The sequence below is a fragment of the Pseudoalteromonas sp. SG44-1 genome (assembly GCF_014164315.1).
Lineage (GTDB): Bacteria > Pseudomonadota > Gammaproteobacteria > Enterobacterales > Alteromonadaceae > Pseudoalteromonas > Pseudoalteromonas rhizosphaerae.
On the sequence record NZ_JACJEW010000046.1, the window covers coordinates 1 to 26193 of the forward strand.

A 26193-nucleotide genomic window follows, 5' to 3' on the forward strand; every position below is an offset into this window, starting at 1 on the left:
CAAGAAAAGAACCCTGGCTTTTCACCTGCTTTGTAATATTCGATTGGTAAGCCATAAATACTATTAAACCCTTGAATTGTTGGTTGACCTTTACCACTGGGGTACACCGTGGCTTCTAGTTTGAGCTCTATCTGGTCGCCTGGCTGCAAACCAAATTCAGTCAAAAATGCATTGTAATTTATTTCAGCTTGCCAACCTGTTCGAGCAGGCTGAAGCATCCATATCGCATCTACTAATATGGGGGAATTAAGGGGGATTTGTTTAAATACTCGATGCTTTGTGTAACGTGACATTTGAAGTTGTATCATTTCTGCATATTTTTTGCATCTTCGACGTCATTGGAAATAAGCTAGACACCCATTTTAACTCCTATTCTAATTATAAGATGTTCAAGGTATTCCCATAAACAACTGCAGTGCTAAGCGCTTTGCTTTGTATTTCCATGTTAGTTTTTCGATACGCTCAGGCTCACCTTTAAAATGCAGCCAAGGTTTGGTTATTTCTTCGTTCGGTGTAGCTCTAAGCCAATTAAAATGCGCAGCCTCTTTATTGAATTTCTGCCAAATTTCGACTTGTTGAGCAAGCGAAAAATCACTCCAAAAATTATTGGGTCTGTCATTTTGCTTATCAAATTCAGCAGTTAATTCATCAAGGTGGCGGTAGTTTTCATACTCAGGCACATCAGGCAGTGGTTGGTTGTTATCCATAAACCGCACTACTCGTTCCCAATATAAATAGCAGTTCATCGGGTTATTTGAGTTATCAGGCACTTGAACAGCTATTTTAGTCTCAGGGTATTTATCCTCATCAATATGACTAATAAAAGGCACAAACCCCATTACACCCGGGCGTGTTGCCACTATATCAAGGTGGCATACAATATCAGCCCATTTAAAACAGCAATTACCCAGCTCATCACGCTCTTCACAACCGGGTATCTTATAAGTAAAGCCGACTAACTGTTTTTTTCTGTCAAAATATATTTGCTTTTTAGGGAGGTAACTCTCTGTTAGTGGTAATAAGTTAAGAAAAAACAGGTTCCAAGAAAAAGTAAGTGCGGGCACCCACCAATGATAAGGTTCATCCGAATATGTCATCACAATACAAGATAGTAATAGTAACAAACTTAAAACAAAGCCGATTATGATTGGGCCAAACAATATAACTCTAATTGGGCTATTTCCGCACATTTCTATTTTATATCGCTCTGGGTGTTTTTGAATTACTTTTTGCTTTTTTGTAGGTAAATCATATAAATAGCATAAGCCTTTAAATTTTTTCTTGAGGCTATTTAATCTTTCAGGGTAAAAAAAGCGATTATATCGCGTTTTTTTACTCATGATATCAACGGCTAGGTAGTCATTATTTTGCATTTAATATCCTTATTGTTTAATCAACCTTGGCACTTTAAAGTGCCTCGTTTGAATTCCTTTTCTGATTGTTAACGTATCATGGACTCTGAAACTTAAGCCGTTTCACGGAAAGCCGATAAAAAGTTGAACTAGTAAACGCTTTACTTTATATTTCCACGTTAATTGCTCTATGCGCTCAGGCTCTGCTTTCCAATGCTGCCAAGGTTTCGTTATTTCGTCATTTACTTTACCTTTTAGCCAATCAAATGGAAAAGCATCTTCTAAAATTTCGTCCCTAATTTCAATTTGCTGTTCAATTGAGAAGTCTACCCAAAAGTCTGAAGGACGATTATTATTTTTATCAAACTCTGCTGTAATTGGATCTAAATGTCGGTGTTGTTCATATACCGGCACATCGGGCAATGGCTTACTTAAATCCATAAAGCGCACATAACACTCCCATAATAAATAACAATGGACAGGGTTAGCTGAAAGCTCTACAACTGAACCGGTTACTATTGTTTTAGGGTACTTTTCTTGGTCTATATGACTAATTTCTGGAAAGTAATTCATTACACCCGGCGCGCCCATTTTCGAGGTTAGCCTGCAAACAATCTCTTCCCATTTAAAGCAACAGTTACCTAAGTCATCTCGTTGTTCACAACCGGGTATATCAAAAGTAAACCCGACTGTTTGGTTTTGCCTGTCAAGATACATCATCTTATCAGGTATATATCTAGCCGTTATTGGTAGTAAATTTAAGAACAATAAGTTCCAGCAAAAGGTAACCAGTGGTATCCACCACTGAAAATTTTCACCTTCATCATAAAATGGAAGTGATAAGATACTAATTAATGTAATTAAGCTTAATACAGCTCCAATGGCCATTGGACCGAATAATATGGCTTTTATAGGGTTATTACCACAAGGGACAAGCTTGTATTTTTCGCGCTGATTTTCATATAACTTGTTCGTATCAAGCCAATCATATAAAAAACACAGGCCTTTAAATTCGTGATATATATTTTTTATACTACGATATTCAAAAAAACGATTAAACCTCGTTTTCTTTGCCATTATTCCAACACCAAGGTAATTATTTTTTTGCATCAGGTTCCTTTGCTTTAATAAACCTAGGCAGCATACACCGCCTAGGTTTGAATTCCTTTTCTGATTGTTAAAGAGCGGTTGGCTTGTAAACCTGTTTTTATTTAACCTGAATCACAAAAGTAAAATATTGAGCTCGTACGCACGTTTTATATTTTTCTCTAGCAATACGGGGTCATCACTAAAGGGCGCAATAACATAATTAACTTCATCCCTCGGGTACTCTTCTGTTGCATCACGATTTTCGTGATAAACATACTTATAGTTATTTTTTATGACAGGATCGAGCGGATACTTATCCATATAGGGACCAATTTTATCACCTCTCCATGTAACACTATTTCCCTTATTTAAATGGTGTTGAACAGACTGTAACAACCCAAAAGGGATTGGTTTATTTTTATCCATAAACTCCGTTAATAATGTCCACGATTGACAAGCCCCATCGTAGCTATCAGCAAACGCGACTATGTATTGGCAATCCCTTTTACCATGCTTAGGGTATTTTTTAGGGATTAAACTTGTAACAGGCATGCCTCTTCCCAAACTAAAGCCTAACGAGCCTCGATACATTTCAACTTCTTCAAATGGTATAACTAGTTCTGGGTTGCCACCAAACGCAGGGAAATTTACATTGCCGGTTTTTCGATCAAACACGACTAATTTACCTCGAGGGATCCTCGCTTTACGGTGATAAACAAAAGCAATAATTAATAACAAGACTTGCCCTAGGATAAACAAAGGGTGTAAAAAATGTGCACCTAAAAACTGCTCCATACTGGCAGCTTTAAATAAAGTCGTAATTTGCATAAAAATTGAAACACCAAAAAAAACTAATGCCGTAAAAACGGTAGCAGTTTGGAAGATATCCCTCATACTTGATATTAATAATACGCCGTAATAACGACCATCAGTTGAATATATATCGTTTACTCCTAACAAGTTGTCATAATTGACTTCCACTTTTCGGTAGTGCTTTCCCATGTCAGTTGGTTTTTTAGGGGGGCGTAATTCAGATACTTGCTCGGTGTTTATCATATTGTTACTCAAGTCCTAATTCTTCTTTTAGCGCATAATTCCATAGTGATAAATTCACTTCGGTTGTGAGCCATTTATTTGGTATTTCAAGCTCGCCGTACTCATCGCGTTTTGATACTGGTAATATAAACTTATTATCTTCAAAGGCTGTGCTCACTGACGCACCTTTACCTTTCGGATACGTTTTAACACGTAGTCTAAACGTGATTCTGGTTGTGTTGAGCGCTTTAAATATGGCGGCGCAGTTATACTGATTTACATCGAGCCGTACACCTTGCCCACTTGATAAATCAGTCACTAACACATTATCCCAAAATGTTTGTCGCCAATTTTGACCTTGCCCAACGCTATCACCTAAAACGAGATTTTGGTATTCATCATTCTTTTTATCTCTTTGTTTAACGTCAAGCTCAACATCAATGAAATTAAACGCCGTGTTTGTTGGGCAGGTTAAAATTAAATATGCTTCTGTGGGATCTTCATAGGTAGTAATAGCACCTCGCTCAGTTGCAATAGTATGTATATCTTGCTCTTTTTCTACATTATCACTGTGTACTTGTGGCGCTATGGTTAATTGCGCAAAATCTTGTAGGGCATAATCAGGGCGTGTTTTCCAACTACTACTGTTATCATCGCCATAGGCATCTGTGCCCCACGGGCTGATTTTCATCCAGGCTTCTATTTCATCATCAACAAATAAATAGTAAATAACAGCACCAACCAACACAATAATCAGGCCAATCCAGCCTAATCGTGAACCCACTTTAATTCCTAAAAGGAGACCTCTTAGTGCAATGGCGTCACCCACCGTCATCAAAGTAAAACCGACCCCAATGGTTAATAAACCAAACGCGGCGTCATTATCGCCTCGTTTAATGGCATCGTAGCCATCTATAAAGCTCGTAGCACCACTGTAAATTGACGCAACAATATTCGCGGCATACATAGATACTGAGTACCAATAAACACGTCGAACCCCTTGCGGTACACTTAAATCACCGCTTATTAAGGCTGTCATTTGCTCACCTGTTGGCATACCGTATTTCATTACATAGGATTCACGAACAAGGGTCAGTACCACAGCGGTAAAATCGAGTGCGCCACCAGCAAACACTTTTACGCTTTTAGCCGTTAACTCGAACTGCTCAATACTTCGGGTTAAATTTAATACCTCAAATAAGCCAACTGCACCCAAAATACCAATATTTGCGCGACTTAACCTATTTACACTTGTATTGGATAAAAACCTTTGATTCGCTAAATGCTCAGTCGCCGTTGCAAGTTCAGCTAGCTTTTGGTTTAAACGTTGGTTTGTGCGTACATCATCCGCTAACTTTAATTGATTGTTTTCCAATTGCGCAATTTCATCTTTTAGTGATGTAACATTTAGTTGCTTTGCATCGACCGTTTCTTTTAATGCGATAACATCAAGCTTTAGTTGTGATGCCCCTTCCCCCGCTAAGACACCTTGGGCTTTATCTGCTATGTCCAGTAGGTGGGTTAGTTTGTTTCGCAAATGCATAACATCATCTACCGTGGCATTGATTGGCCCGCGTGCGGTGGTAATGTTTGTACGACTACGATTTTGCGCACGCACTAGATCCCTAATTTCTTTACTTAATTCTTGCGCAATCTCAGCCCTTGCTCTTGCATTTAGGGGAATAAACCCTTTTGAAAACTTACCGTTATGGTAATCTTGGGCAGTCATTTCAAGTACGGTAAATTGACCATTCTCTAATTGATTTATTATTCGTAGCGCTGCCATTAAACCTTTATTTTTACTTAACTTAGCACTGCCTGTTTGCGCTAACTCTAATTCAATATGAGCCAATTTATTATTTATATTGCGTAATGATTTTTGTGCTTTATTTAATTTGCTATCAACCGCGCCAAGTTCAGCTTTTAATTTGTCAATTTCAGGTTTAGCTAAAGCATGTTGTCTTCTATATTCTGCATCTGTTTTATTTAGCCCTTTAACTTTATTAGCTAATACTTGCTCTGCTTGGCTCAGTTTTGCTTTTAATTTCTGCTTTTGCGCTGTTTGTAATTCAGCTTGTTTTTTTAACTGCTCTTGTTGCGCTATACCCGCTGACTTTTCGCTTTGGACTTGTTTATTAAATGCAGCAGCTGTTTGTGCTTGCCCTTGGTTGGCGCTTGCGATGAGTGATAAATCTAAATACCCTGTCGCCATCCCCATAAGTGCTTGTGCTAGTCGCCTACCGATTTGTTCAACTGCTTCCTTGTCACCTTCGTTAAAGGAGTTATCTTCTGCAACCATTTGGATGCGTTCAATACTAAATTTGGGATTGAATTTATCACTGTGATCTTGTGGGTCTAGTTCTATACCGGCGGGCTTAGTTGCCGTTGCAGGTTTTTTCGGCTTACCAAAAAATAATTCAGAAATAGGATGCGCTGGCTCTGATGGGTGTTCACCTACAAGTTTTAACATAATAGAGGAGGTGGTTGTAGATGTTGTTAAGTTATCCCAATCCCCTTTATCGAGTATGATTGTTGGAAACTGACTCGCTGGGTGAATTTTTAATACTAAAGCAATATCTTTTATTACATCAAAGCCCGACGCATAATGTGCGTTGTAATGATATGCAAAATCCTCCATACAATGCACAAACTTAACAGTGTTAATATCTTGTTCTAAAATTTCGATAAGCACTAGCTGCTGACTTTTTATCTCATCCGCTAGGGCTAATAAACGATCATATTTTAAAAACGTTTTTAAGTTTGTTTCATTTAAGCAGCTAGAACGCCAATTTTTTATTTTATTTGCAAATTTGAGTTGCTCAGCTTGAAGTCTCTGCGCGTCTTTATCACCTTTGATGGTAATATCACCGTCTAAAATGGCATCATTCATTTGATAAAAACGGTTTATCATCTTTTCAGCAAGTTCAAAGTTTGCTTTTTTAATGGGATCTTTAATAACTTCTTGGCCATCGGGGCCAAGCTCTACACCTTTTACCTCATAAAGTGTACTGGCAATTTCAACTTGTAATTTTAAAATTGCATCAACGTAATTTCTAACAACAGACAGTCCATTATTTAAAATAACTTTAGCGAATTTATCTGCTGCGATATGTGGGATTTTGCGGTGAATTTTCGCACCATTTTTAATAATACCCGTCTGTGTGAACCCATTTTCAAAGTCAGATAAGTTATCTAGTCTCTGCATTCTTTTATTGCGAGCAGTGGTTGAAACACCTCTGTTTGGGCAATCTCTTTCTTCACTGCTTAATGGGTCACCATAATTTAGCCTTGGGTCTGATGGATTCATTCCTCCTAACTTTAAGATTTGTGACCACGACCATTGCACTTCTGAGAATGCCATTTCAACAGAACACTGTGCACCTTTAATCTTATTGGGGACAATGATAGAGCTAAGCGCTTGCCCTGTTGCGTCTCGCCTTCCTTGTTTTGCGTACGCTTTATTTTTATTTTTTTTCCATGGTAAAAAACCTTTCTGGTAAGCTAAATTAACATCTCTAAATTTAACCACACCACATTCTTCTACAATAACCTGAAGTTCACGCCATAGATAACCATCTACATAAACATATACATACCCAGCAGATAAGTTAGAAATATAATCATCGCTTTCATCTTTTGTATCGTAAATCATTGGGTAGGTACAAACTAATTCTATATCAGCAACATTCGATCCTGTTTGCTGTGCTCTTGCTTGATAAAGAGGGATTTTATAGACTTTGTCTGTTTCGTTCGGATTTTTGTCATCGCGAATAATAAGTGATAAATTCTCTTCATCCGAACCAATCCCTTCAAATACAAGCTCTCGATGCGCGGCTTTAGTTAAAACTTGATCTGGGCTACAAACATCACTCATACGATTGACACTCCATCTTCATCTAACTTTTCAGATCCTGATATTTTAATAACTATTTGTTTGTCACCTTGTCTATCTGCCAAACTATCCCTCACTTGCACGCTCAACCCTCTTGGTGCGGGGCCGCCTGATTGCATAAGTGGCGCAGGTGGGGTGTTTTTAGAATTGGAGATCATCGGGTCACCTTGGCGTACAGCGGGTTTACCTTCAATTAATACATTAAACGAGCCCATGATAAATTCAGCTTCACCGTCGTTTTTCTTACTCGCGACGCCTTTTTTATCACCAGGGGAGTCACCTGAGCTTTGTGAAAAAGTGCTATTTATATTAGCGGCGCCATTGCCATTGACTTTTACTGAGCTGGCAACATCTGTAACGTCACTTGATTGCGCTTTATTTGCGTATGGAATTGGTACAACGCTAGTCCCAATTGTGGTTAAGCAGACATCCACCGTCATAAGTTTACCGCCACTATCTTGATGTACAGCGGTGCGACCATTTATCAGCACATTTTGCCCCGATACAGCTTGTACTTGTGGTGCTTGTGAAGCTGTATCTTTAATAAGCTGCTCTTGGTTACCGGCTTGCCAACCTAAATGCGTTGATACTAAATCTAAGAATGCTTGCGCGTTACTAACGGGTTTATTTACATCCATATTAGTTTGCGGTTCATTCCATGGCAGCCTAGGTTCGTTTTTTTGGCTATCCCATTGTGGCGGTGGAATAATATAATCAGGTATAAAAATATTTACCATTTCACCGAGGGTTTTCTCGCGGTATTTTGGCCTGGCAATCTCAGCTAAAAAGGCGGCGTCACCACTGGCTTTATCTTCAAAAATAGCGATACCGTTAGCTTTACCTAGCGCACCATTACTGCGGGCGCTATTGTTAAGCCCTAGCAATGTTGAGTTGTTATGTCGCCATGTTACTGAGCCACCGGTGCGCACATCAGCGCTCAGCGCATCAATATCATATTGTACGCTGCCTGTTTGTTTGCCTGCTGCGGCGTTAATATAAGGCATTATTTTTCACTCCTTGAAATTTTGACTAGCTGCTCATTAGGTGCATTAAAAATAACAAATACCTGCTCAAGTGAGCGCGTAAGCGGGTTGCATAAATAGCTTTGTGCTAGTGTAAGTGCCGCTAATGAGTTTGCATTACCTTGATGGCCTATCGTCGTTGCTAACTCTGCACACTCAATGAGCGGCTGGCCTTTTTTGTACAATTTTTGTGTGTAAGCAAACCATTTTTTTTGCCAAGTAAGTGATTGTTCGCCCGCAAATAAATAACGGTCTTGGCTGGTGCAATTGGCCTGCGCTAATTGAGCCGTCATTTGGCCGTCATATAATTGCGCGGTAAGCTTGCCTTGCGGGTGTATTAACAGTGCATATCCACCTTCGCCATATATAACGCCCGGTGGGCCGTTTAATACTTGCACGGTGCAGCGTTTAGCTTGTTCACTCACATATTGATAGCTATTACATGAATCCACAGCGATTACTAAGGTGTCGTTGTTTATGGTGGTTAAGTCACATGTTGGCATCTGTGAATAGGCGGGTATTTGTTCTGCAATACACTCTTGGAGTAGCTCAGCGAGTGTTTCATCGCTTATCAGTGGCTGTTCAATTTCATCAACGGGCAGTAAAAATACAATTTGGCTAATGCGGTTTGTTTGCCTTAACGTGGCTATATCAACTTGCTCAAGTAGGTGCGAGAGCATTAATAAACAGCGCGTGACTCTATCGAGTTGCGCAAGTTCGTCTATTTCAACAAAAATATACGGCGCATCTAAACTAATATCACATCGAATTAATGCTTTACTTGGTTTAGAAAAAAGCATTTTATTAGCCACTGCAGTATACAAGCTGCTTGATGTACAGCCGGCAGCATTAATATGATAAAGACTGTCAAAAGTAAGTTGTTTCATATTAATTTTCTTTACCGCTATTTTGTTCTGAGGCAACGAGTATTTGACTATTTGCGCCTACTTTTTCAAGACTAATATGACCGCGCCAAAGCAGAGAAAAGCACTGGGCGTCGGAATCAATTACTAAGGTGTCGCAGCGCATGGTTAGCCGCTCTCGGGCTAGTGTATTTACCACTTCCACAATAGGTTTTTGGTACGGCAGTTCTATACGTTGTTGTTGTCCGTATTGTTGTAATGGATAAAGCCCTGTTAACTGACACGCCCAGCCTTTGCCAAACTCGGCTGCAACTTGCTGATCAATGGGCGCTGTGTTGTATAAATCTTTTGGCTGTGTTGTTTTAAACGGGTACTCTCCCGCCATAAGTGCTGTTTCGTCTATTTCTGGTAAGCGTTCAACTCGTGGCGACCAATGGCTTGGTATGGCCGAAAAGCTTGCGACCGGTGTGCTGTGGCTAGGTTTTCTAAGTAATGAGTTAGCGTATTCAACACTGGGTAACTGCTGGCCAACCGCGTGCTTATTTTTAAGTTTAAAACCACGGCCGATTGGGTTTTCTAAGAACGTGTTGCTCTCGTTATTTAGCTCTTTGCCACCAAAAGCCTGCATATAATTGAGTGCCACTGGGGTAATAATATCTGGATCTGTAGCGACTGGTCCAAGCAACGAGCGTCGCCAATAACGCGCTCCGGTTACACGTAAACGCTTTTTAAACAAAGGTTGCGAAGGCGAATCAAGGCCCAGCTCAACCTCAATAACGCGCGCGTCTTTTCCTTTTGGCGGATAAGCTGTGCAATTACCATATACTTCAAAGCCATACTTAAAAGCCACCTGCTCGTTTACTTCACAAATCGGTGAGCTGTTAGGATCGCCTTGGTAATCATCAGCAATAACAATCTCAGGACCGGGTTCAATGGCTGTAACGTTGCCTTGCTCATCAAACTCAAAGCTTTGTTTTACCACCACCACTTGACCTTCAGTACTGTCTTCTAACCAGCCGCTAAACGTGCTGGCTTGCCAAGGAGAAAGATTATGAAGCATGAACGTTCTCCACTTTTTCACTTAACAGTAATTGCCACTGCGATGCACTTTGCTGGACATGAAATAAACCACATGCACTTGTTAAATCAAAATGAGGGGCAATAACACGTTGTACTAAAGAGCCTGCTAATTTAGCGAGTTTTTGTGCGCTATTGGCTTTGGTAAAACTAATGCCCATTAAAAGTTGCTCACCTGCTTGCATTGCAAACGCTTGCCTTACGTGCTCGGCATCATCAAGGTTAATGCCGCTTTGCGGTTTTACTGCATTGTTATCACTGACGACTGACATTTTTTCAGCTTTGGCAAGCGGCCTATCTGTTAATGTGAGCCACGCTGCATAAGCACTTGGTTGTGTTACTGCGATGGTCATTAAATCCATTACCAATGGCAGCGCTTGTTTATAAACAAAATGACTTAATACAAACGAGCAGTGCTCTGGATTTGCTTTGCAAAATAATGCACAGGGTTCGTACCAACGCGTGTCATTAAGTAAACCCGCTAAAGCGAGTAATTGTGCTTTTTGCTGTTCATCTGCGGTTTTTGCAAACACTTTAAATAGCTTATCGCTTACATCGTCATGCCCTGCACAATAACTATTTACTAACGCAGCAAAGGCAATCTCAAAATCTTTGTGTAATACCGCTGCGAGTAATTCACTGGTTGTAAGAGGTTGTGAAAATAATAAGGTTTTAACCACATTTTGGGGTTTTTCTTTACCCTCAAGTACACTGGTGCGTAGCGCTTTTAAATCGTTAAGCTGCCAATGCTTTAAATTATGTTGAAGTAATTCACACTGCGCTAATTGCTCACTGCCTCTTAAGCTATGAAAGTAGGCAGTAAAGTCATCAATAGCAGTAATGAATAAATCAGCCGCTATTAAACGATATACTTCACTATGTTCGCTATTTTGCTGTGCAAGTTCACACAAAGCCTGCCATGTTAACTCGCTTACTTGGGTTAAGTTTTGCGCTGAAAAATAATCTGTTGGCGCTTCGCCTGCCAACTCACTTAAGGTATATAAATGATTGAGCATTTGCGTGTCGATCACGCTAAAACGTGCCAACGAAAACGCCCCTTGCTGCAACAGCTTTTGCCGGTGCTTTAACAAGGTGGTGAGGCGCTGATTATGAAGTTTTACTTTATATACAGGTGCGAACATAGTGCTAATTAAGCCTAATTGGCCAGCCAGCCAAGGTAAGGTCTTGCTCGCTGTTTGCTGTAATATCTTGCCCTTCAAGCACGATAGTGCCGTCTGCATATACCTCAACACTACCCTTGGCCGTTTGTAGGCTAACACTTTGCTGGGCTTCAATAACGATATGCCCTTGCGAATTATTAATTTGCGCGGCAGGTGCTTGATCCGCTTGCGCTAAGAGCGCCGTTACAATAAAGCCTTGTGCGCTATGTACAAGTAATACATTAGCCCCTACTTCTGCGATGCTGACATGTGCGCCTTGCGCAATAACTTGATGTTCAACATTATTAATTAATACCGCTTTTACACGGCCAAAACTGTCGACACGACTCACACACGCTAAATGTTGATCGTGATTGAATATACTTTGGATCTGAGCGCTCATAATAAACTCCTTTTCAACTAGTTATTACTAATTGCACTGCCTTTCACGGCGATATTACTGGCCGATAAAGTAATACTTGTCGCATCAATGGTTAAGTTACCACCGGCATCAATTTCAATACTCGCACCGCCTTGACTCAATTGCAGTGATCCTTGACCATCCGCTTTAATGGTAATATTTGCGCCACTACTAATTTCTATATCGCCATTGGGGGCTTGCAGTTCTAAATTGCCGTCAACCGAATATGCGCTAACATCTTGTTCACCTTGTAATTTAAGCTCTTGATCCGCTTTAAGCTCTAAGCTGCCATCGGTTGCTTCAATACGTGTGTTTGAGGTGGCTTTGAGGGTTAAATCTGCCGCCGATGTTACTGTGATATCCCCTTCGCGGGTTTGCATTTGCAAGTTATTCTCTACCCGCGTAGTAAAGTCATTGGCAACCGTAAAGGTGGCGTCGTTTTCAGCAACAAATTGCAGATTTTCTTTCGCTGATATTTTTACATCGCCATCTACAGACTTAAGCGTTGCTTGATGTGCGCCATTGGTGGCATCGAGTAATAGTTGGTTTTTATTATTTTTATTAGCAAGGCTAATTTTTTCTTCGCCTTTTTTATCATCCATTATTAAACTGTGGCCAGCTTTAGTAACGAGCTTATTCTCGGTCGGATTTTGGCTGGTAACTGGGTTAGGTGCATTTTGGTTGTATAACGCACCTAAAATAATGGGTCTGTCTAAATCGCCATTTTCGCCACAAACTAATACCTCAGTACCTTGTGTAAGCGGAAAGTGCATGCCATGACCACTGCCACCATAAGGTTGCATTAAGCGTGTTGGGCGGCTTTGTTGGCCTTCACCATCTTGATTAAATGGCAGTTTTACTACGTAATTACCATCATCATCAATTTCTTGCTCTACTAGTGCGTTAAAAGTTGCAAATACACGTCTTTCTGGAAGTAACTGTGCTTTAAACTGTTGATCCGATGGGACCAAGTACGCCTGATTTTTATAAGTTAAGCCTTTTACGTTAGCGCCATATTCCACACCTGCTTGCTGGCTACCCTTATGATCAACACGCACAACCAAATATTGGCCATTATGATCTGGATGATCATAAATAGTTAAAATCATTCCTGGTCTAAGCGCCCTGCAATCACTGTCGATAATCAATTGCTCTCGTTGACAATCAAACGCTTGCTGACGCGTTTTAGCAAGCGTATTGCCCTCGCCAGAAGTTGCATAGTTATTACCATAATGACTGTCTTCACCAAATCCTGGTTGCGAAGCGCTATTTTGCGCCGATACCTGTAAATTACCTGGTGCGCGGTAGTTATAATCGTTTAACGCAATACTTTGCGGCTGAAGTTGGGCTTGGCGACTAATTGCGAAGATTGTTTCGCTAGTACGTACTTGCCCAGATGGTGGCACATAACTTAAGTTTACTTCATCAAACAGAGCGGCAATATCTTTGCTGCTATTGCATACTTTAAAAGTGCAATCCGCGTCAGTTTGCTCAACAAAACTATAAACAAAGCCATGTTTACGCATTAAACGCGTAACAAATTCATAATCAGTTTCGTTATATTGCACTGTCATATCGAGGCTAGGGCCGCTGGCTTGCATGCTAAATTTTTGCATTGGGAAGCCCGCTTTATTAAACACACTTTTAATAATGGCAGCGGGATCCATCGCTGTAAAAACACGATTGGAATGTTGATGCTTAAGTAAAGTTAAATAAGAACTCAACACTAACGTGTAATGATAACCTTGGTGACTTTTACCATGGGCTACAAAACGACTTAGTAAACCTGAGATAGTCCGATCTGTCATAGACCACACCAAACTCAAACTGGCATCTTTACCTAGCAACGTTTGCGCAGTTAAATGTTCCTGACTCAATACTTGAATATTAAATTCATAGTCTTCACATAAGCTATCATTAATTGATGTGAAGTCAGTTACCTGCACCATGCCATCAGGTAAGCCTTGTATACTTACGCTAAAATGACTGGTATTCGCTTTATGTTCACTAAAGATGTCCATGAGTCCCATTTTCAATCCTTTTTTATCTATTAAATTAGGCGTTATCGGCAAATATTGCGGTGATTTCGTCTTGCTCATCAACCGTTAACGTTAAAATATCTGGCATATCTTCTTGCGCCATATATTCCAAAATAGATTTAGCAATTCCCGGTAAAATTTGTCTTTCAATGACTGCATTTACCATCCGAGCACCGCTGTCTGAAAGCTGGCATTGCTGAGTTAACTTACTCAATACACTTGCATCAACACGCAGTTGCATTTTATGATTTGTAGCAAGACGCTTAGCAATCGCTTCTAGTTTTAAACTAACAATTGCTTGCAGTGCATCTTGATCAAGCGCTAAATAAGGCACTACTTGCATGCGTGCAAGTAAAGCTGGTGCGAAGAATTGTAGTAACTGTGGCTTAATTAATTCACTTAACGCACCAATTGACGGCACTTGCCATGGGCTACCATCTTCATTAATCGGTGCATCCGTTGGATTGAGTGCGTCATTAATGGCTTGCTGCTGCTCAGTCGGTTGTTCTACATCATCGTCTTGCTCTGGACTCAAATCGATCACTGTTGGTGGTGTGCATGCATCAATTAGCTCTGCTGAACCTAAGTTAGACGTCATGATGATCACGGTGTTTTTGAAGTCAATTTCACGGCCTTCACCATCACGCATATTGCCGCGTTCAAATACTTGATAAAACATGTTAAGCACATCTTTATGCGCTTTTTCTACTTCATCAAGCAAAATTACTGAGTATGGGCGCTGTCTTACCGCTTCAGTTAATACACCGCCTTCACCGTAACCTACATAACCAGGAGGTGAACCTTTAAGCTGCGATACTGTATGCGACTCTTGATATTCACTCATATTGATAGTGGTTAAGAACTTCTCGCCACCAAACAATTGCTTAGCTAAACAGCGGGCTGTTTCAGTTTTACCAACACCGGAGGGTCCGGCAAGTAAAAAGACCCCTAACGGTCCTTGTTCATTACTGATCCCCGCTTTGCTGACACGTAATGCTTGCGCAATTTTTGCCATACCCGCTTGCTGCCCGATCACTTCTTGACCAATTGCCGATTCTAAATTAATGAGGTTACTGATCTGATCTTTAACCATGGCACCAACAGGTACACCGGTCCACTGAGAAATTATTTGTGCCACTGCATCAGCATCTACTTCGCTAAATAAGCCATTATCTTGACTGTTTTGCTCTTTTAAAGTTTGGCGCAAGCTAAGTAGTGCAGCACTGTCTTGTTCGCTTGCATTGGTTGCTTGTTTAAATTCGTTGATCTGGCTTAAAGTGGCAATTTGTGACTCACGAGCACTGGTTAATGCAGCAAGTTTATCTTGTGCAGTATTTAACTCTTGCTGTAAGTACAATAACTTATCCATATCGACAGCTAAACCTTGCTCGCTTTCACTGGCAATACTGGCAATCCGAGTTTGTAAATAATTTATATGCTCTCGCTCAGATTCAATTGCAGCTGGATCAGTTGCAAACGACATTCTGACGCGAGCTGCTGCTGTATCAAGTACGTCAATTGCTTTATCTGGTAACTGACGACCTGTGATATAACGAGCTGACAATACAACAGCCGCTTCAATGGCATCATCGGTAATTTGGATATTATGATGTTGCTGATATTTATCTTTTAAACCCGCTAGCATAAGTTGCGCAGCTTGCTCCGTTGGCTCATCGACTTTGATCAGTTGAAAACGACGCTCTAATGCGGCATCACGCTCAAAGTACTTTTTATACTCACTCCAGGTGGTTGCTGCCACTGTGCGTAATTCACCTCTGGCAAGAGCGGGTTTTAATAAATTAGCCGCATCGCTCATACCGGCATCGCCACCCGCACCAATTAAGGTGTGTGCTTCATCAATAAACATAATGATCGGCGTGGTTGAGTTTTTAACTTCGTCAATTACTGTTTTTAAACGGCGCTCAAACTCGCCTTTAACACCTGCGCCAGCTTGTAATAAGCCCATGTCTAAGACTAATAAACGCACACCTTTTAATTCATCAGGTACTTGACCATCAATAATACGCTGTGCAAAACCTTCTACTACGGCGGTTTTACCGACCCCCGGATCACCCACTAAAATCGGGTTGTTTTTACGACGACGACATAACACATCCACCATCATGCGTATCTCGTCGTTTCGCCCGAGTACAGGATCAATTTTTCCTTGCTTAGCTTTTTCGGTTAAATCTTCACAATATTCATCAAGCGCGCCGCCACCTTCACTTTGGCCATTATTTTGCGTTTGCTGAGCTGTTTTTGCCTGTGGGTTTAAACGCTCGCTTGAGTTTTGACAAATTTTATCGAGGTTTTCGGCTAAAAAGCGTGAGTCAATTTTATCTAGCAACGCTGGTAATTGAAGCACAGGGCTATAAGGTAATAGCTCCGTGAGTGCATCAAGCAATGCAGCACCGTTGATCCAATCACTTTTATGCTGCACATTAGCGCTCAACCATGCGCGTTCTAACCATTCATATAAACGACGAGAAAACACCGGCTTACTTTGGTTACCCGCAGGTTGGCGATTTAAAAAGTCAAGCAACTCATGCCATACCGCATCTTGATTAATATTAAAAAAGTGAAATATTTGTTCTAAATCGCCACTACTGCCCTCTTCCATCAACTTAATTAGTAAGTGTTCAGGCAGCACTTCAAAATGACTACGACTGCTAGCAAACCCTGCAGCAGACTCAAGCGCGGTCGCGGTATGGCCATTTAGCTTGTCGATAAGTTGTTTAATGCCTTTTGCATCCATTGTTTTGTCCTTAAATCTGGTTTCTTACTAATGTTGATATTGAAGATGGGTATAGCTGTGTACGGTTGTGTTTGCCGCAGCACTACCTAAATAACTGTTGTGTCCAAGTATTAACGGTGACACACCGATTGCCTGTTGCTCTACAGCTTCGTTAGCCACTTTGATTTGGCATAACCACTGCACATTATTTGGTAAGTGAGTGCTTAATAACGCCGCCATTTTTTTACCTTGCTCATGCAAAGGGTTCAAACTAATGGCAGTTTCACTGTCTACAGGGCCGATGGCAATTGTTAAAATACTGCCACTTACTAATACTTTGCTACCTAATACCGCAGAACCACCGAGTACCATCTGGGCATCATCACCAAATGTACTTGGGGCATCAATTGTTTGCCAATTAGCGCGGGTATCGTCAACATGCAGCTCTTTCACTGCAAGTGTATGTTTAAGTAATTGAGTTAAGCCTGCTGCACTGGTTTGTTTTAAGCTAGCAATGCCGCATTGTACTTTTTGATCTGTTTTTGTAGATAAAATGGCTTCTATTAAATGATCAAATTGATCTGCACCACGTCCTGCAACATTGATTTGTGACTTTTTCCACGCCTGAAAAAGTTGGCAATATAAAATATGATTAAACATATCTAAAAATTGCCGAACCCTGTCACCACTTTCGTCATCACTTGCTGCTTGCTCTAACAGGTAATGTGGCATTGGCGCATCAACCCCATACAAACCTAAGAATGACGTTGATAAACTGAGTCGCCCGCGTCCTTGGTTATCTAAGCTACACGCACGTACATCGGTTGCTGGAAAGCCAAGCTCTTTATAGGGCTTAAACATCACCCGCTCACTAATGCCTTTGTCAAGTTCGTGAGGCGTTGCCCAATGCTTTTCAATTAAGCTCATCGCTTTAAATAAATTAAACTGCCAAGGCTTAGCAATTAATTGCTCAATCGGTTTGGGCAATTTAGCCCAAACGGGATGCTTTATGGCTGGTTCATGCACACTCATAATTGATAACTCTTGCCCGGCTCAATATCCCAACACCAGGTTTTATAGCTAGGAATAGCATTAACGCGAGTCTGCACACTTTCATTAATTGGTGCGTACATTAAAAAGAATTGGTGCAACATATTACAAAAATGATAAAGATCGGCATCGCACACAAACTTACTCTCATCGATATCAATTAATACATCTACGCCTTTAATAAAAATTCCACGCTTTATTTGGCTGATCGGAGTAGCCGTTATTTTTTGAATGCTCTCAATACGCAAGCGATTCTCAGCTTTTTGCGACCAATCAAATAGCACTAATAAACGTTTAAGCTCGGTTACTTGAGTTATTTGGGAAAACTTAACATTAAGTAAGCTGATCAGCTGCCAATGTTTTGGTTGATCTGGGCACGGTAAATAATTAGTAGGCCTAATAACATTCTCAACCTCGGCAATACTTGGCATATCGCGCCCGCCAATATTTAAATCACCTTCTTGCAGTAGTTGCCGAGGCCAACCTGCATTAAAAGCAGTTAAATCAACAGATAGTGTTTCTTTTTCATCATTTAGATTGAAAGGCAACTGTAAGTAATGAGTTGGCGCAGCTGCACCCACATCTTTAGTTAATACGGTAAATAGCTTTTTCTCATCTTCAAATACACTTTGATAACGAGGTGTATAATCATAGGTTTTACCACTGAGCGAGTTGCGCCCCATTACCGAATCGACGGTGTAACTGAAAATATGATCGGTACGATTTTGATCTGCGGTGATCATATAGTCGGTACGATTGGGTTCGATTCTGATTGGCTCTGCCGCTTGGGAAAATAAATTAATTGCAGGCACGCAGTTTATAAGTAGGTTTTCACGGGATAATTGGTGTCCGGGTGGTAATTTACTTGAGCCACGAAAAACTATTTCAAAGCGGTCTATATGATCTGCAAACTCAACGTCTTGCAAACCTGTAAAAGTTAAAAAGTAAAAACGATCTTTGGCATTAAAGTAATCTAGTAATAATGCATAGCCTGGATGGCTTTGCTCAGCACTCGGTAAAAGAGCCCCATCAATATTTAAATAACTGGCACTGCAACCTTTTACTTTAAGCTTTTTATTATGCTCAAAATGCGCAGGGCCAAAATCAAGTTCAGCATGTTTCTCTGCCGTTTGCAGCAGCTTAAATAAAGAGCTACATAACGGGGTATCGCCGCGTAAATAAAACTGCAAGTTTGATAAGTCATAATTTTTACGCTCACCTTGGCATACAAAACGTAAACCAATGCGCAGCTCTGCACCTAAATGTGATTCTTGGTAGCGCACATGCTCAACATCGAATGGTGCTACTGTTAGATTATGCGTGGTGGTAAAAGTAATATTTTTATGATCAACAACAGCGGTATCTGCTTTTAATGTGAGACCCTTTTCAATCATGTGAGTCTTTTGCATTGCCAGCTTAGGGCTAAATTTCACTACCGTACTCGAAGGGTAATAACTAAGCAGAATAGGACATAATTGACGCAGCACTTGCTCTGACACTTCTGGTACTGATTCATCCAAGCGTTTTTGTGTGTGCGCAGTTAAATACGCCATACCTTCGAGTAAACGCTCGATATGCGGGTCGCGATCTTTTAAGGCATCAATATTTAACATGCCCGCATGCTCAGGATAATGTTGTGCAAACTGTTTACCGGCCTGCGTTAATAAACGCATTTGAGCATCAAAATATTGCTGCATTAAAATATCCTTTTCATTGAAATATTAATCACCATTTTTAGCGTGCTGCATTACATCAGCCTTACCGCCTGATTCAAACCGCGTGTTTAACTTAATACATTGGCCACTGGTTAGAAATGCTTGAATATCCAGTCGGATCACGCAATTTTCTTCACGTATTTCCATTGGAATAACATTGGCATAACGCACTCTTGGCTCATATTTCTCAATCAATTTTTTAACCTCAAACGCCAAAGTATGTTGCGAATAAGGCAAACCTTCGTAAATATCTTCAACATCGGGCAAACCATAATCAGCCAAATGCTTTAACACCCCACGGCGAGCATTAAGCAGCTCATTAAGATGGTTACAGACACTATTTTGCTCATCAGTCTGAAAACCTTGATGTCCATTACGAATGACAGGTTGAGTTAAAAAATCGAATAACGCCATGAACTTACCTCTGATAAAAGGATATGCTTGCGCATATCCTTTAAAAATTCCGACTTATCGACCTTCAGTCCAAGAGTCAGAGAACTCGATGTTGCCATCAAGGTATGTCCAAGTAATGCGCTTATAACGTAAACATACTGTTTCAAGGTGCGGATAACGCTCCTTGTCTAAGTCTTTTACGTTGTGCATTGTTGGTGAGATTGACGTAATTTTTACATCTTCCAACTTGTGGCAGAAATACTCACGCTCAGTCCCTGTGTCATCGATACGGTACCATTTAAGCTCAAGTTGCTTAAGTGTTTGACCGTTCGAGCACGCTTTATACAGATACGGTGTAGCTGCATCTACCGCTTTAGTAATTACAAACGGTTCATGCTTACGTGTACCTGTAAGTTCACCCGTGTCGTTATCTGTAGGAATGCGAAGTTCATGATCAAAGTGTAGGATCTCAATTGAACCTTCACGCTCTGCAACAGTTACAGAACCTTTGATGTCATTACCTTGGTCATCCTTTAACCACATATACGCTGGAATTGCCATTTCATTATTCTCCTTTTAGAATGAAGTGTTTCCTGTTAGTTGGCATTGGCATAAACAACCATGTTTATGCCCCCCAAAAAGCCCTCTGCTTCATGCCACTGGGGAACATGTCCCAAGTTGGATGCAACCAACTTGGGGCAATTTTTTACAAAGACGGATTATCTAACTCTAGTATTAGCGACATCGCGTCAAATGGAGTTTGCAAAACAGCTAACTTTTCGAAATGTTGCTGTACACTTTTAGGTAATTGCTTAAACTTATACTCTGCGTCTAATTCAGATACCCAAGTACTTGAAACAAAACTATCAATATCGTTCTTCACCTTGCTCGGCGTAACTGCTTTGTAAAAATAAGCTGCTTTTAAATAGCTTTCGTACTGAATTTTCATACAAGCACTCAGCGCAGAATAATGCATATAATCAATAGCAGTCTTTGTCATTTCTAAGCTAATACCATCGATTTGTAATTCAGTGCTGCTTATTTTCTTCGCATTTGAAAAACATTTATCCATCTGCTTTTCAAATGCGATTGTTGCTACCTGTAGCTTTTGCTTTGCAAAAAACACTTTATTATCACTGGCTATTGCGTTGGCTATACAAGCCAAAAGCAAACTGAGTAAACAGACCATTTTAATCATTTTTACAACCATTTATCATCGCCTTCCAAAATTATCGCTCTTTATATGAACTACTATTTCTATACGCACTATATGAAATTTTTTGTAATTCATATCTTTTAATTTTTGACACCGAGGATAACGATTCAGCCATCAGGGCAAAATCTGTATTAGATATATTAAATTGTGCAACCAAGGCCCCATTACCTACAAAAATTGCAGCTAGACTACCGAAGCTCAGCGCTTTTGTAAGTTGATCAGTATGTTTAGTGAGCTCTCTAGCTTTATCTAAATACTCTAGATTTTTTTTAGAAAACTCCAATCCACTAATATTTGGACACTTCATTTGTAAACTCCTTTTAATGCCCCAAGTTGGATGCAACCAACTTGGGGCAATTTTTTCCATCTACATTTTTACACCAACCAGCTACTCACCAAATTGACGTATTTACACTTTAAAAGCCTGCGTTAAATGCGTTTCATCGGCGGCTTGGCAGTTCATTTTTCGCCAGGCATCTGCCCTACTAATGCCAAACGCACATCAATACCTTCCACTTGGAAATGCGGCACTATGTAAGTACTAACGCGGTAATAACCAGGGTTACCCGGAATTTCAGCAACAGTCACTTTGGCATCTTTTAATGGGTGCGTTGCAATTAACGACTCATCTGGGTTGTTCATTTTCGTAACTAACGCACCTAACCAATCATTAAGCTGCTGCTCTAATTCGTGGCGTGGTTTGCTAGAACCTATGTTTTCACGTTGTAACACTTTTAAGTAATGCGCAATGCGCGATACTAAGAAGATATACGGTAAACGCGAGTTAATACGTGCGTTTGAGGTTGCTTCTGGCGTTTCAAGCACTTGTGGCTTTTGCGCACTATTAGCTGAGAAGAAACACGCAAAGTCTGAATTTTTATAATAACTAAGTGGAATAAACCCTTGGTTAGCAAATTCAAGCTCTTTAGTCTCTGAGATCAATACTTCTGTTGGGATCTTAGTTTCTGAGCCTTTACCTGCTTCGAATGAATGAAGTGGTAAATTCTCAACTTTACCGCCCGACTGTGGGCCACGAATGTTAACTGCCCAACCATTATCATGGAAACTGCGAATAATATTGGCGGCAAAAGCAAACGTTGCGTTACCCCATAAATAGCGCTCATGGTGTTCACTGTTTACATCTTCTTGGTAGTTAAAGTTACGCAGTGGATTAGTTTCACCATACGGTAAGCGCAATAAGAAACGTGGGAACGCTAGGCCGATATAGCGTGAATCTTCTGATTCACGGAAGTTTTTCCAACGTAAAAATTCAGCACGCTCCATGTACGAACCAATATCTTGAATTTTAGATACTTCATCAAGTGAGTCTTTCAAGAAAAACTTAGGTCCTACGCTGCCCATAAATGGGCAGTGCGCCGCAGCTGATACGCGTGAAATTTCTTGTAGTAATGAAACATCTGGCGCTGAACAATCAAACTCAAAGTTCGATACCATAGTCGATACCGGTTCGCCACCTGGGGTGTCGTAATCTGAGGTATAAACATGCTTGTACAATGCTGATTGCGTGGTATCAGGCGCTTCTTCAAAGTCATCACGCAGGGTTTCTTTATCAACGTCGAGCATTTCGATTTTGATGTTGGCATTGTTTGGCGTGCGATTAATTAAATAACGTAATGAACGCCAAGCTGATTCCATTTTTTGGAAGTTTGGATTATGTAAAATCTGGTCTAACTGCTGTGAGATAATCGTATCAACTTTCGCAATATAGTCATCTAACAACAACTTATCGATACGCGTAACTTCTTGGCCGCTGCTGCCAGCCATATCTAAAAATACATTGATTGCCGCTGTTAAACGCTCATTCGCACGGGTTTCAGCAAGGTTGCTGGCATCACGAAAAGTGTCTAATTTGATCTCATCTGCAACTGGGGCAATATCGACCAAGTTACAAAGGCTTTCGTAGGTTGATACCGGAGCTTGCTCAATTGAATGAGCTGCAACGTTTAATTGTTCTTGCATTGACATGGTAACGTCCTTATTCAGTAACTGGGTGTTTTTCGTCTTCAGAAGCAAGCGGGGCAATTTCATCCAGCTTAGCTTTTAACTCATCAAGTTCTGGCTGGTTTTGTAATACCCGCTCTAGTTCTTTACGTAATGATGAGTTATCCAAAAGATTCGATTTCAAGTCACGCAGTAAGTTACGCATTGCCATCATTTTATTTAACTCAGGTACCTGTGAAGCAACTGATTCTGGATCAAACGATTTAAACGAATCAAACTGTAAATTCACGTTGATCTCGCCATCGCCTTTGATCTTATTAGCAACTTGAAAGTTTGCCTTTGGTGCCATATCTTTTAACACTTGCTCAATATTATTTTTATTGATTGTTACGCGTTCACGCTCAGCAAGGTCTTGGGTATTTAAACCATTAGAGTAATCACCAATTACCAGCATTTTTAGTGGCAATTCGCTTTTTTGCGATGCGCCATCCGTATCAAGCTCTAAAGAGATATTGATCCGAGCTCTTGGGATCTCTTTTTGAAATGTATCTGTCATGTTTCTTCCTTTGCAGTTTGTATCAATTCCAATTAACCTCGACCCATTAGTCAGGCTCTTGTAACTAAATCCAAGCTATTGCTTGAGCCGGATTGGTTACCATCATTCGCTGACTAATTTGCTTAGCAGCTAAACTCATTTCATCACTTTCTGCCAACGACAGATTGGCGTAACATTGTTTGGCAAAACGCCATACTTCCATGCAAAAATGTTGTTGCCACTTCGCTAATTGAAAAGTTTCAATTTGCTCAAGTAATTCGGTTAAAATTGCCAAAGCGTGTTCATAATGCTCCGCTTTAAGTAACAACTTGGCTTTTAATAATTGGCTTTGTGATTGGTCAAACCCGGTAGGGGTACTTAATTGCTCAACCTTGCTAAGCGCAGCACTGAGTTGTCCTTGCACTACTTCATCAGCCAATAAGCTATAATGTTCATCAAAAATATTGCCTTGCGAATTATTGCTTGCTGGTGTTTGTGCATTGCTAATTTCAAGTAACGTTTCTTTATTGGCTGGGCTGCATAACCCTGTGCCATCGTCGTACTGTAAATGAGTTAAAAGCGGAAACTGACTAGTTAAATTAATCAATTGCTGCTCAAGCCAGTAACTTAGCTTGCCTTTATTTAATTGTTTTAACGCACTTAATACCAACATTTGTAAGTTGAGATTAAATTGCATCGCACCTTCCATAAATAAGCCTTCAGCAAGCATGAGTGCCTGCTCTGGTTGTTCACTGGCAAGTGCATTTTCAATCGGTGCAAAAGCCGCAGCTCTTGGTGCTGGTAAGCGTGTTTTACCATTTTCATTAGCCGGTATTTTCAGCCCAGACCAACGTGCAGCACGTGATAATTTAATCACCCGCTCGATGTTATTTTGTTCTTTATCAAAATTCAGTAATTCACGAATAGCTGATAAATAAGCCGTGTCACTGCTGAGATCACCAACCGTAATACTTGCAACTTGACTTACAGAGCTGTGCACTGATGATGTTGAATTTGTTGCCGGTGTACCGTCGCTTGGTGCTTGTTCAGTATCGTCTTTACTAACAACTGACGGCTCGACTGCCTTTGCAACTGGGTTGCGTTTCATTTGCTCGTCAGTCCACTCGTTTAAAGTAGATAAAGGACCTGATTCACTATCTAATAATGGTACTGAGTGTTGGTTGTAATCGGTTAATACCGCATCTAGTTCAGCCCATTGTTCTGCGGTTGCCGAATGACTTTGCGAAATCCCTTTTAGACGTTCTTGTTGCTGTAAAAACCAGGTATTTACAGCACTGCGCATGCGCTCTTTAAGTGGGTGTACGTCGTTGCTAAAATCAGCCAATATCTTATTAAACAATTTGATTGAACTAATTAACCCCTGCACCCCAAATTCACTGGTTGCAGCTAAGCATAAGTAACTAACAATACGTAAATCTTTACTCTTATTCTGTAATAAGTCAGTTGCTTGAATAAACATCACTTTAAAATCAACCTCACCAACACCCGATGAAGATGCTTTGAGACTTTTAAATGTTTCTTCGTATTTTAAATCTTCGCCACACGGCAAACCTTGCAATGGTGCAGCAAGTTCATCCAGCCATAGTTGCCAGCTATTGTGAGTATGTGGTTGCTTTAAACTCATGCTTTACACCATCGTCTTAGTGCATCGTATACACTTACGTTATCCATATCGGCAAAATTAATACTGTAGTCACTTGGCACTTTGCTCAATGGTAAATTCGTCAAATCAATAATTTGTGTTGATTTGTCTTCATTTAACCAAATCGAGCTAAAATAGGATGCCGATACAGGACGACAAAACACCGTTAAACTAGGCGCATGATCTTCACATCCTAGTTGATAAAAGAACCACGGTTGCCAGTTGTGATCAGCAACCACAGATGCTATTAAATGCAGCCAAAACCCAGCGACCAAGGCGCTCTCATGACTAAACTGTGGCATTGGTAAACGAATACCAAATTGACTGCGTAGACAGCCTCTATTTGCAATCGACTTCAATACTGCAGATAGTTCTTCAATTAATACAGCACGCTTATGCACATCATTCATCTGGAGATGCTGCCACAGCACACTCATCGGTATCATGCGCAGTTTATCTAGCTCTTGATTTAAATTTGGTTGTTGCTTCAACGCATCAGCAACCTTGTTATAAGCATGAGCTTGTTCCGCCATCGCATCAATTGATGGCGCTTCTTTAATGCGATCATTCACACCAATTAAGTGCTCAATCACATGACTAGCATATAAAAACAAAAATGCTGGATGGCGTTTATAAGTTTCTAATCCGCTATGTATAAAAGAGCTAAAAGGGTAAAAACGGCCACTACTATCTTTACTTGGTTGTAAAATACCAAGCAAACTACTGTCTTCACTGTTCCCAGATACAAAAAACAACGATTTAACACCATTAAGTACAGCAACATTATTCGCCTTTCGACCACGATTAAGGTGAGCAAATCCTTCTTGTAACCAATGATCAAATGCCACTGATTCACGCGATGAAATATTTAACTTCACAAAATCAGGTCGTACTGGTGTTTTCCCCATATAACCGTAAGAAAACTGTTTTACTAGTAACGGCGATTTCTTTTTAGAAAATAAATTAAACATATCC

At 40.4% G+C, this 26193-nt stretch carries 22 protein-coding genes; all 22 read right to left on the minus strand.

Going from position 1 to position 26193, the window contains the following annotated elements; translation table 11 throughout:
• Positions 1–293, minus strand: a 293-nt coding sequence (locus H5187_RS17785) for a hypothetical protein (RefSeq protein WP_182798118.1), incomplete at its 3' end; no start/stop codon positions are given.
• A 96-nt stretch (positions 294–389) separates the two neighbouring features.
• On the minus strand, positions 390–1373 hold the full coding sequence (locus H5187_RS17790; protein ID WP_182798119.1) for a hypothetical protein: 984 nt from the start codon (positions 1371–1373) through the stop codon (positions 390–392).
• Positions 1374–1475: 102 nt separating this feature from the next.
• Positions 1476–2462: a hypothetical protein gene (locus H5187_RS17795; RefSeq protein ID WP_182798120.1), complete on the minus strand. Its 987-nt coding sequence runs from the start codon at positions 2460–2462 to the stop codon at positions 1476–1478.
• Positions 2463–2573: 111 nt separating this feature from the next.
• Entirely contained in the window at positions 2574–3497 is a 924-nt protein-coding gene (locus H5187_RS17800; protein WP_182740949.1) for a hypothetical protein, read from the minus strand.
• 4 nt (positions 3498–3501) lie between these two features.
• On the minus strand, positions 3502–7350 hold the full coding sequence (locus H5187_RS17805; protein WP_182719405.1) for a hypothetical protein: 3849 nt from the start codon (positions 7348–7350) through the stop codon (positions 3502–3504).
• On the minus strand, positions 7347–8372 hold the full coding sequence (locus tag H5187_RS17810) for a DUF4150 domain-containing protein (protein ID WP_182719404.1): 1026 nt from the start codon (positions 8370–8372) through the stop codon (positions 7347–7349). The genes H5187_RS17805 and H5187_RS17810 overlap by 4 nt, the downstream gene beginning before the upstream one ends.
• Complete coding sequence (locus H5187_RS17815) at positions 8372–9277, minus strand: hypothetical protein (RefSeq protein WP_182798121.1); 906 nt, start codon at positions 9275–9277, stop codon at positions 8372–8374. Before H5187_RS17815 ends, H5187_RS17810 begins: the two co-directional genes overlap by 1 nt.
• 1 nt (position 9278) lies before the next feature.
• Positions 9279–10313 (minus strand): DUF2169 domain-containing protein, encoded by a 1035-nt coding sequence (locus tag H5187_RS17820; RefSeq protein ID WP_182785200.1) that lies wholly within the window; start codon positions 10311–10313, stop codon positions 9279–9281.
• On the minus strand, positions 10303–11472 hold the full coding sequence (locus H5187_RS17825; protein WP_145242475.1) for a hypothetical protein: 1170 nt from the start codon (positions 11470–11472) through the stop codon (positions 10303–10305). The genes H5187_RS17820 and H5187_RS17825 overlap by 11 nt, the downstream gene beginning before the upstream one ends.
• Before the next feature lie 4 nt (positions 11473–11476).
• The gene (locus H5187_RS17830; protein ID WP_182719402.1) at positions 11477–11893 is read right to left on the minus strand and encodes a hypothetical protein; all 417 of its coding nucleotides are present in this window, start codon (positions 11891–11893) and stop codon (positions 11477–11479) included.
• Between the two features lie 17 nt (positions 11894–11910).
• Positions 11911–13932 carry a type VI secretion system Vgr family protein gene (locus H5187_RS17835; protein WP_182719407.1) on the minus strand — a complete coding sequence of 674 codons (2022 nt, stop codon included), beginning with the start codon at positions 13930–13932 and terminating at the stop codon, positions 11911–11913.
• 34 nt (positions 13933–13966) lie between these two features.
• Positions 13967–16705: a type VI secretion system ATPase TssH gene (gene tssH, locus H5187_RS17840; protein ID WP_182794897.1), complete on the minus strand. Its 2739-nt coding sequence runs from the start codon at positions 16703–16705 to the stop codon at positions 13967–13969.
• 27 nt (positions 16706–16732) lie between these two features.
• Positions 16733–17716: a type VI secretion system baseplate subunit TssG gene (gene tssG, locus H5187_RS17845; protein ID WP_220491355.1), complete on the minus strand. Its 984-nt coding sequence runs from the start codon at positions 17714–17716 to the stop codon at positions 16733–16735.
• Complete coding sequence (gene tssF, locus H5187_RS17850; protein ID WP_145242483.1) at positions 17713–19431, minus strand: type VI secretion system baseplate subunit TssF; 1719 nt, start codon at positions 19429–19431, stop codon at positions 17713–17715. The genes tssG and tssF overlap by 4 nt, the downstream gene beginning before the upstream one ends.
• A 24-nt stretch (positions 19432–19455) precedes the next feature.
• Positions 19456–19863, minus strand: a complete 408-nt coding sequence (gene tssE / locus H5187_RS17855; protein ID WP_145242485.1) for a type VI secretion system baseplate subunit TssE — start codon at positions 19861–19863, stop codon at positions 19456–19458.
• 54 nt (positions 19864–19917) lie between these two features.
• Entirely contained in the window at positions 19918–20403 is a 486-nt protein-coding gene (locus H5187_RS17860) for an Hcp family type VI secretion system effector (RefSeq protein ID WP_007584479.1), read from the minus strand.
• A gap of 145 nt (positions 20404–20548) precedes the next feature.
• Positions 20549–21052 carry a hypothetical protein gene (locus tag H5187_RS17865; RefSeq protein ID WP_182719400.1) on the minus strand — a complete coding sequence of 168 codons (504 nt, stop codon included), beginning with the start codon at positions 21050–21052 and terminating at the stop codon, positions 20549–20551.
• 19 nt (positions 21053–21071) lie between these two features.
• Positions 21072–21425, minus strand: coding sequence for a hypothetical protein (locus tag H5187_RS17870; protein ID WP_182762099.1), 354 nt, complete (start codon positions 21423–21425; stop codon positions 21072–21074).
• Positions 21426–21517: 92 nt separating this feature from the next.
• On the minus strand, positions 21518–23044 hold the full coding sequence (gene tssC, locus H5187_RS17875) for a type VI secretion system contractile sheath large subunit (protein WP_145242487.1): 1527 nt from the start codon (positions 23042–23044) through the stop codon (positions 21518–21520).
• A gap of 10 nt (positions 23045–23054) precedes the next feature.
• On the minus strand, positions 23055–23576 hold the full coding sequence (gene tssB / locus H5187_RS17880; protein WP_145242489.1) for a type VI secretion system contractile sheath small subunit: 522 nt from the start codon (positions 23574–23576) through the stop codon (positions 23055–23057).
• A 64-nt stretch (positions 23577–23640) separates the two neighbouring features.
• The gene (locus H5187_RS17885) at positions 23641–25200 is read right to left on the minus strand and encodes a TssA family type VI secretion system protein (protein WP_145242491.1); all 1560 of its coding nucleotides are present in this window, start codon (positions 25198–25200) and stop codon (positions 23641–23643) included.
• Positions 25197–26189 carry a type VI secretion system-associated protein TagF gene (tagF, locus tag H5187_RS17890; protein ID WP_145242493.1) on the minus strand — a complete coding sequence of 331 codons (993 nt, stop codon included), beginning with the start codon at positions 26187–26189 and terminating at the stop codon, positions 25197–25199. Before tagF ends, H5187_RS17885 begins: the two co-directional genes overlap by 4 nt.
• Between the last annotated feature and the right edge of the window lie 4 nt (positions 26190–26193).

Bases quoted from the DNA above. Each gene is read 5' to 3' on its own strand.
- H5187_RS17790 (WP_182798119.1), bottom strand. From the start codon at position 1,373: ATGCAAAATAATGACTACCTAGCCGTTGATATCATGAGTAAAAAAACG.
- H5187_RS17795 (WP_182798120.1), bottom strand. From the start codon at position 2,462: ATGCAAAAAAATAATTACCTTGGTGTTGGAATAATGGCAAAGAAAACG.
- H5187_RS17800 (WP_182740949.1), bottom strand. From the start codon at position 3,497: ATGATAAACACCGAGCAAGTATCTGAATTACGCCCCCCTAAAAAACCA.
- H5187_RS17805 (WP_182719405.1), bottom strand. From the start codon at position 7,350: ATGAGTGATGTTTGTAGCCCAGATCAAGTTTTAACTAAAGCCGCGCAT.
- H5187_RS17810 (WP_182719404.1), bottom strand. From the start codon at position 8,372: ATGCCTTATATTAACGCCGCAGCAGGCAAACAAACAGGCAGCGTACAA.
- H5187_RS17815 (WP_182798121.1), bottom strand. From the start codon at position 9,277: ATGAAACAACTTACTTTTGACAGTCTTTATCATATTAATGCTGCCGGC.
- H5187_RS17820 (WP_182785200.1), bottom strand. From the start codon at position 10,313: ATGCTTCATAATCTTTCTCCTTGGCAAGCCAGCACGTTTAGCGGCTGG.
- H5187_RS17825 (WP_145242475.1), bottom strand. From the start codon at position 11,472: ATGTTCGCACCTGTATATAAAGTAAAACTTCATAATCAGCGCCTCACC.
- H5187_RS17830 (WP_182719402.1), bottom strand. From the start codon at position 11,893: ATGAGCGCTCAGATCCAAAGTATATTCAATCACGATCAACATTTAGCG.
- H5187_RS17835 (WP_182719407.1), bottom strand. From the start codon at position 13,932: ATGGACATCTTTAGTGAACATAAAGCGAATACCAGTCATTTTAGCGTA.
- tssH (WP_182794897.1), bottom strand. From the start codon at position 16,705: ATGGATGCAAAAGGCATTAAACAACTTATCGACAAGCTAAATGGCCAT.
- tssG (WP_220491355.1), bottom strand. From the start codon at position 17,716: ATGAGTGTGCATGAACCAGCCATAAAGCATCCCGTTTGGGCTAAATTG.
- tssF (WP_145242483.1), bottom strand. From the start codon at position 19,431: ATGCAGCAATATTTTGATGCTCAAATGCGTTTATTAACGCAGGCCGGT.
- tssE (WP_145242485.1), bottom strand. From the start codon at position 19,863: ATGGCGTTATTCGATTTTTTAACTCAACCTGTCATTCGTAATGGACAT.
- H5187_RS17860 (WP_007584479.1), bottom strand. From the start codon at position 20,403: ATGGCAATTCCAGCGTATATGTGGTTAAAGGATGACCAAGGTAATGAC.
- H5187_RS17865 (WP_182719400.1), bottom strand. From the start codon at position 21,052: ATGGTTGTAAAAATGATTAAAATGGTCTGTTTACTCAGTTTGCTTTTG.
- H5187_RS17870 (WP_182762099.1), bottom strand. From the start codon at position 21,425: ATGGAAAAAATTGCCCCAAGTTGGTTGCATCCAACTTGGGGCATTAAA.
- tssC (WP_145242487.1), bottom strand. From the start codon at position 23,044: ATGTCAATGCAAGAACAATTAAACGTTGCAGCTCATTCAATTGAGCAA.
- tssB (WP_145242489.1), bottom strand. From the start codon at position 23,576: ATGACAGATACATTTCAAAAAGAGATCCCAAGAGCTCGGATCAATATC.
- H5187_RS17885 (WP_145242491.1), bottom strand. From the start codon at position 25,200: ATGAGTTTAAAGCAACCACATACTCACAATAGCTGGCAACTATGGCTG.
- tagF (WP_145242493.1), bottom strand. From the start codon at position 26,189: ATGTTTAATTTATTTTCTAAAAAGAAATCGCCGTTACTAGTAAAACAG.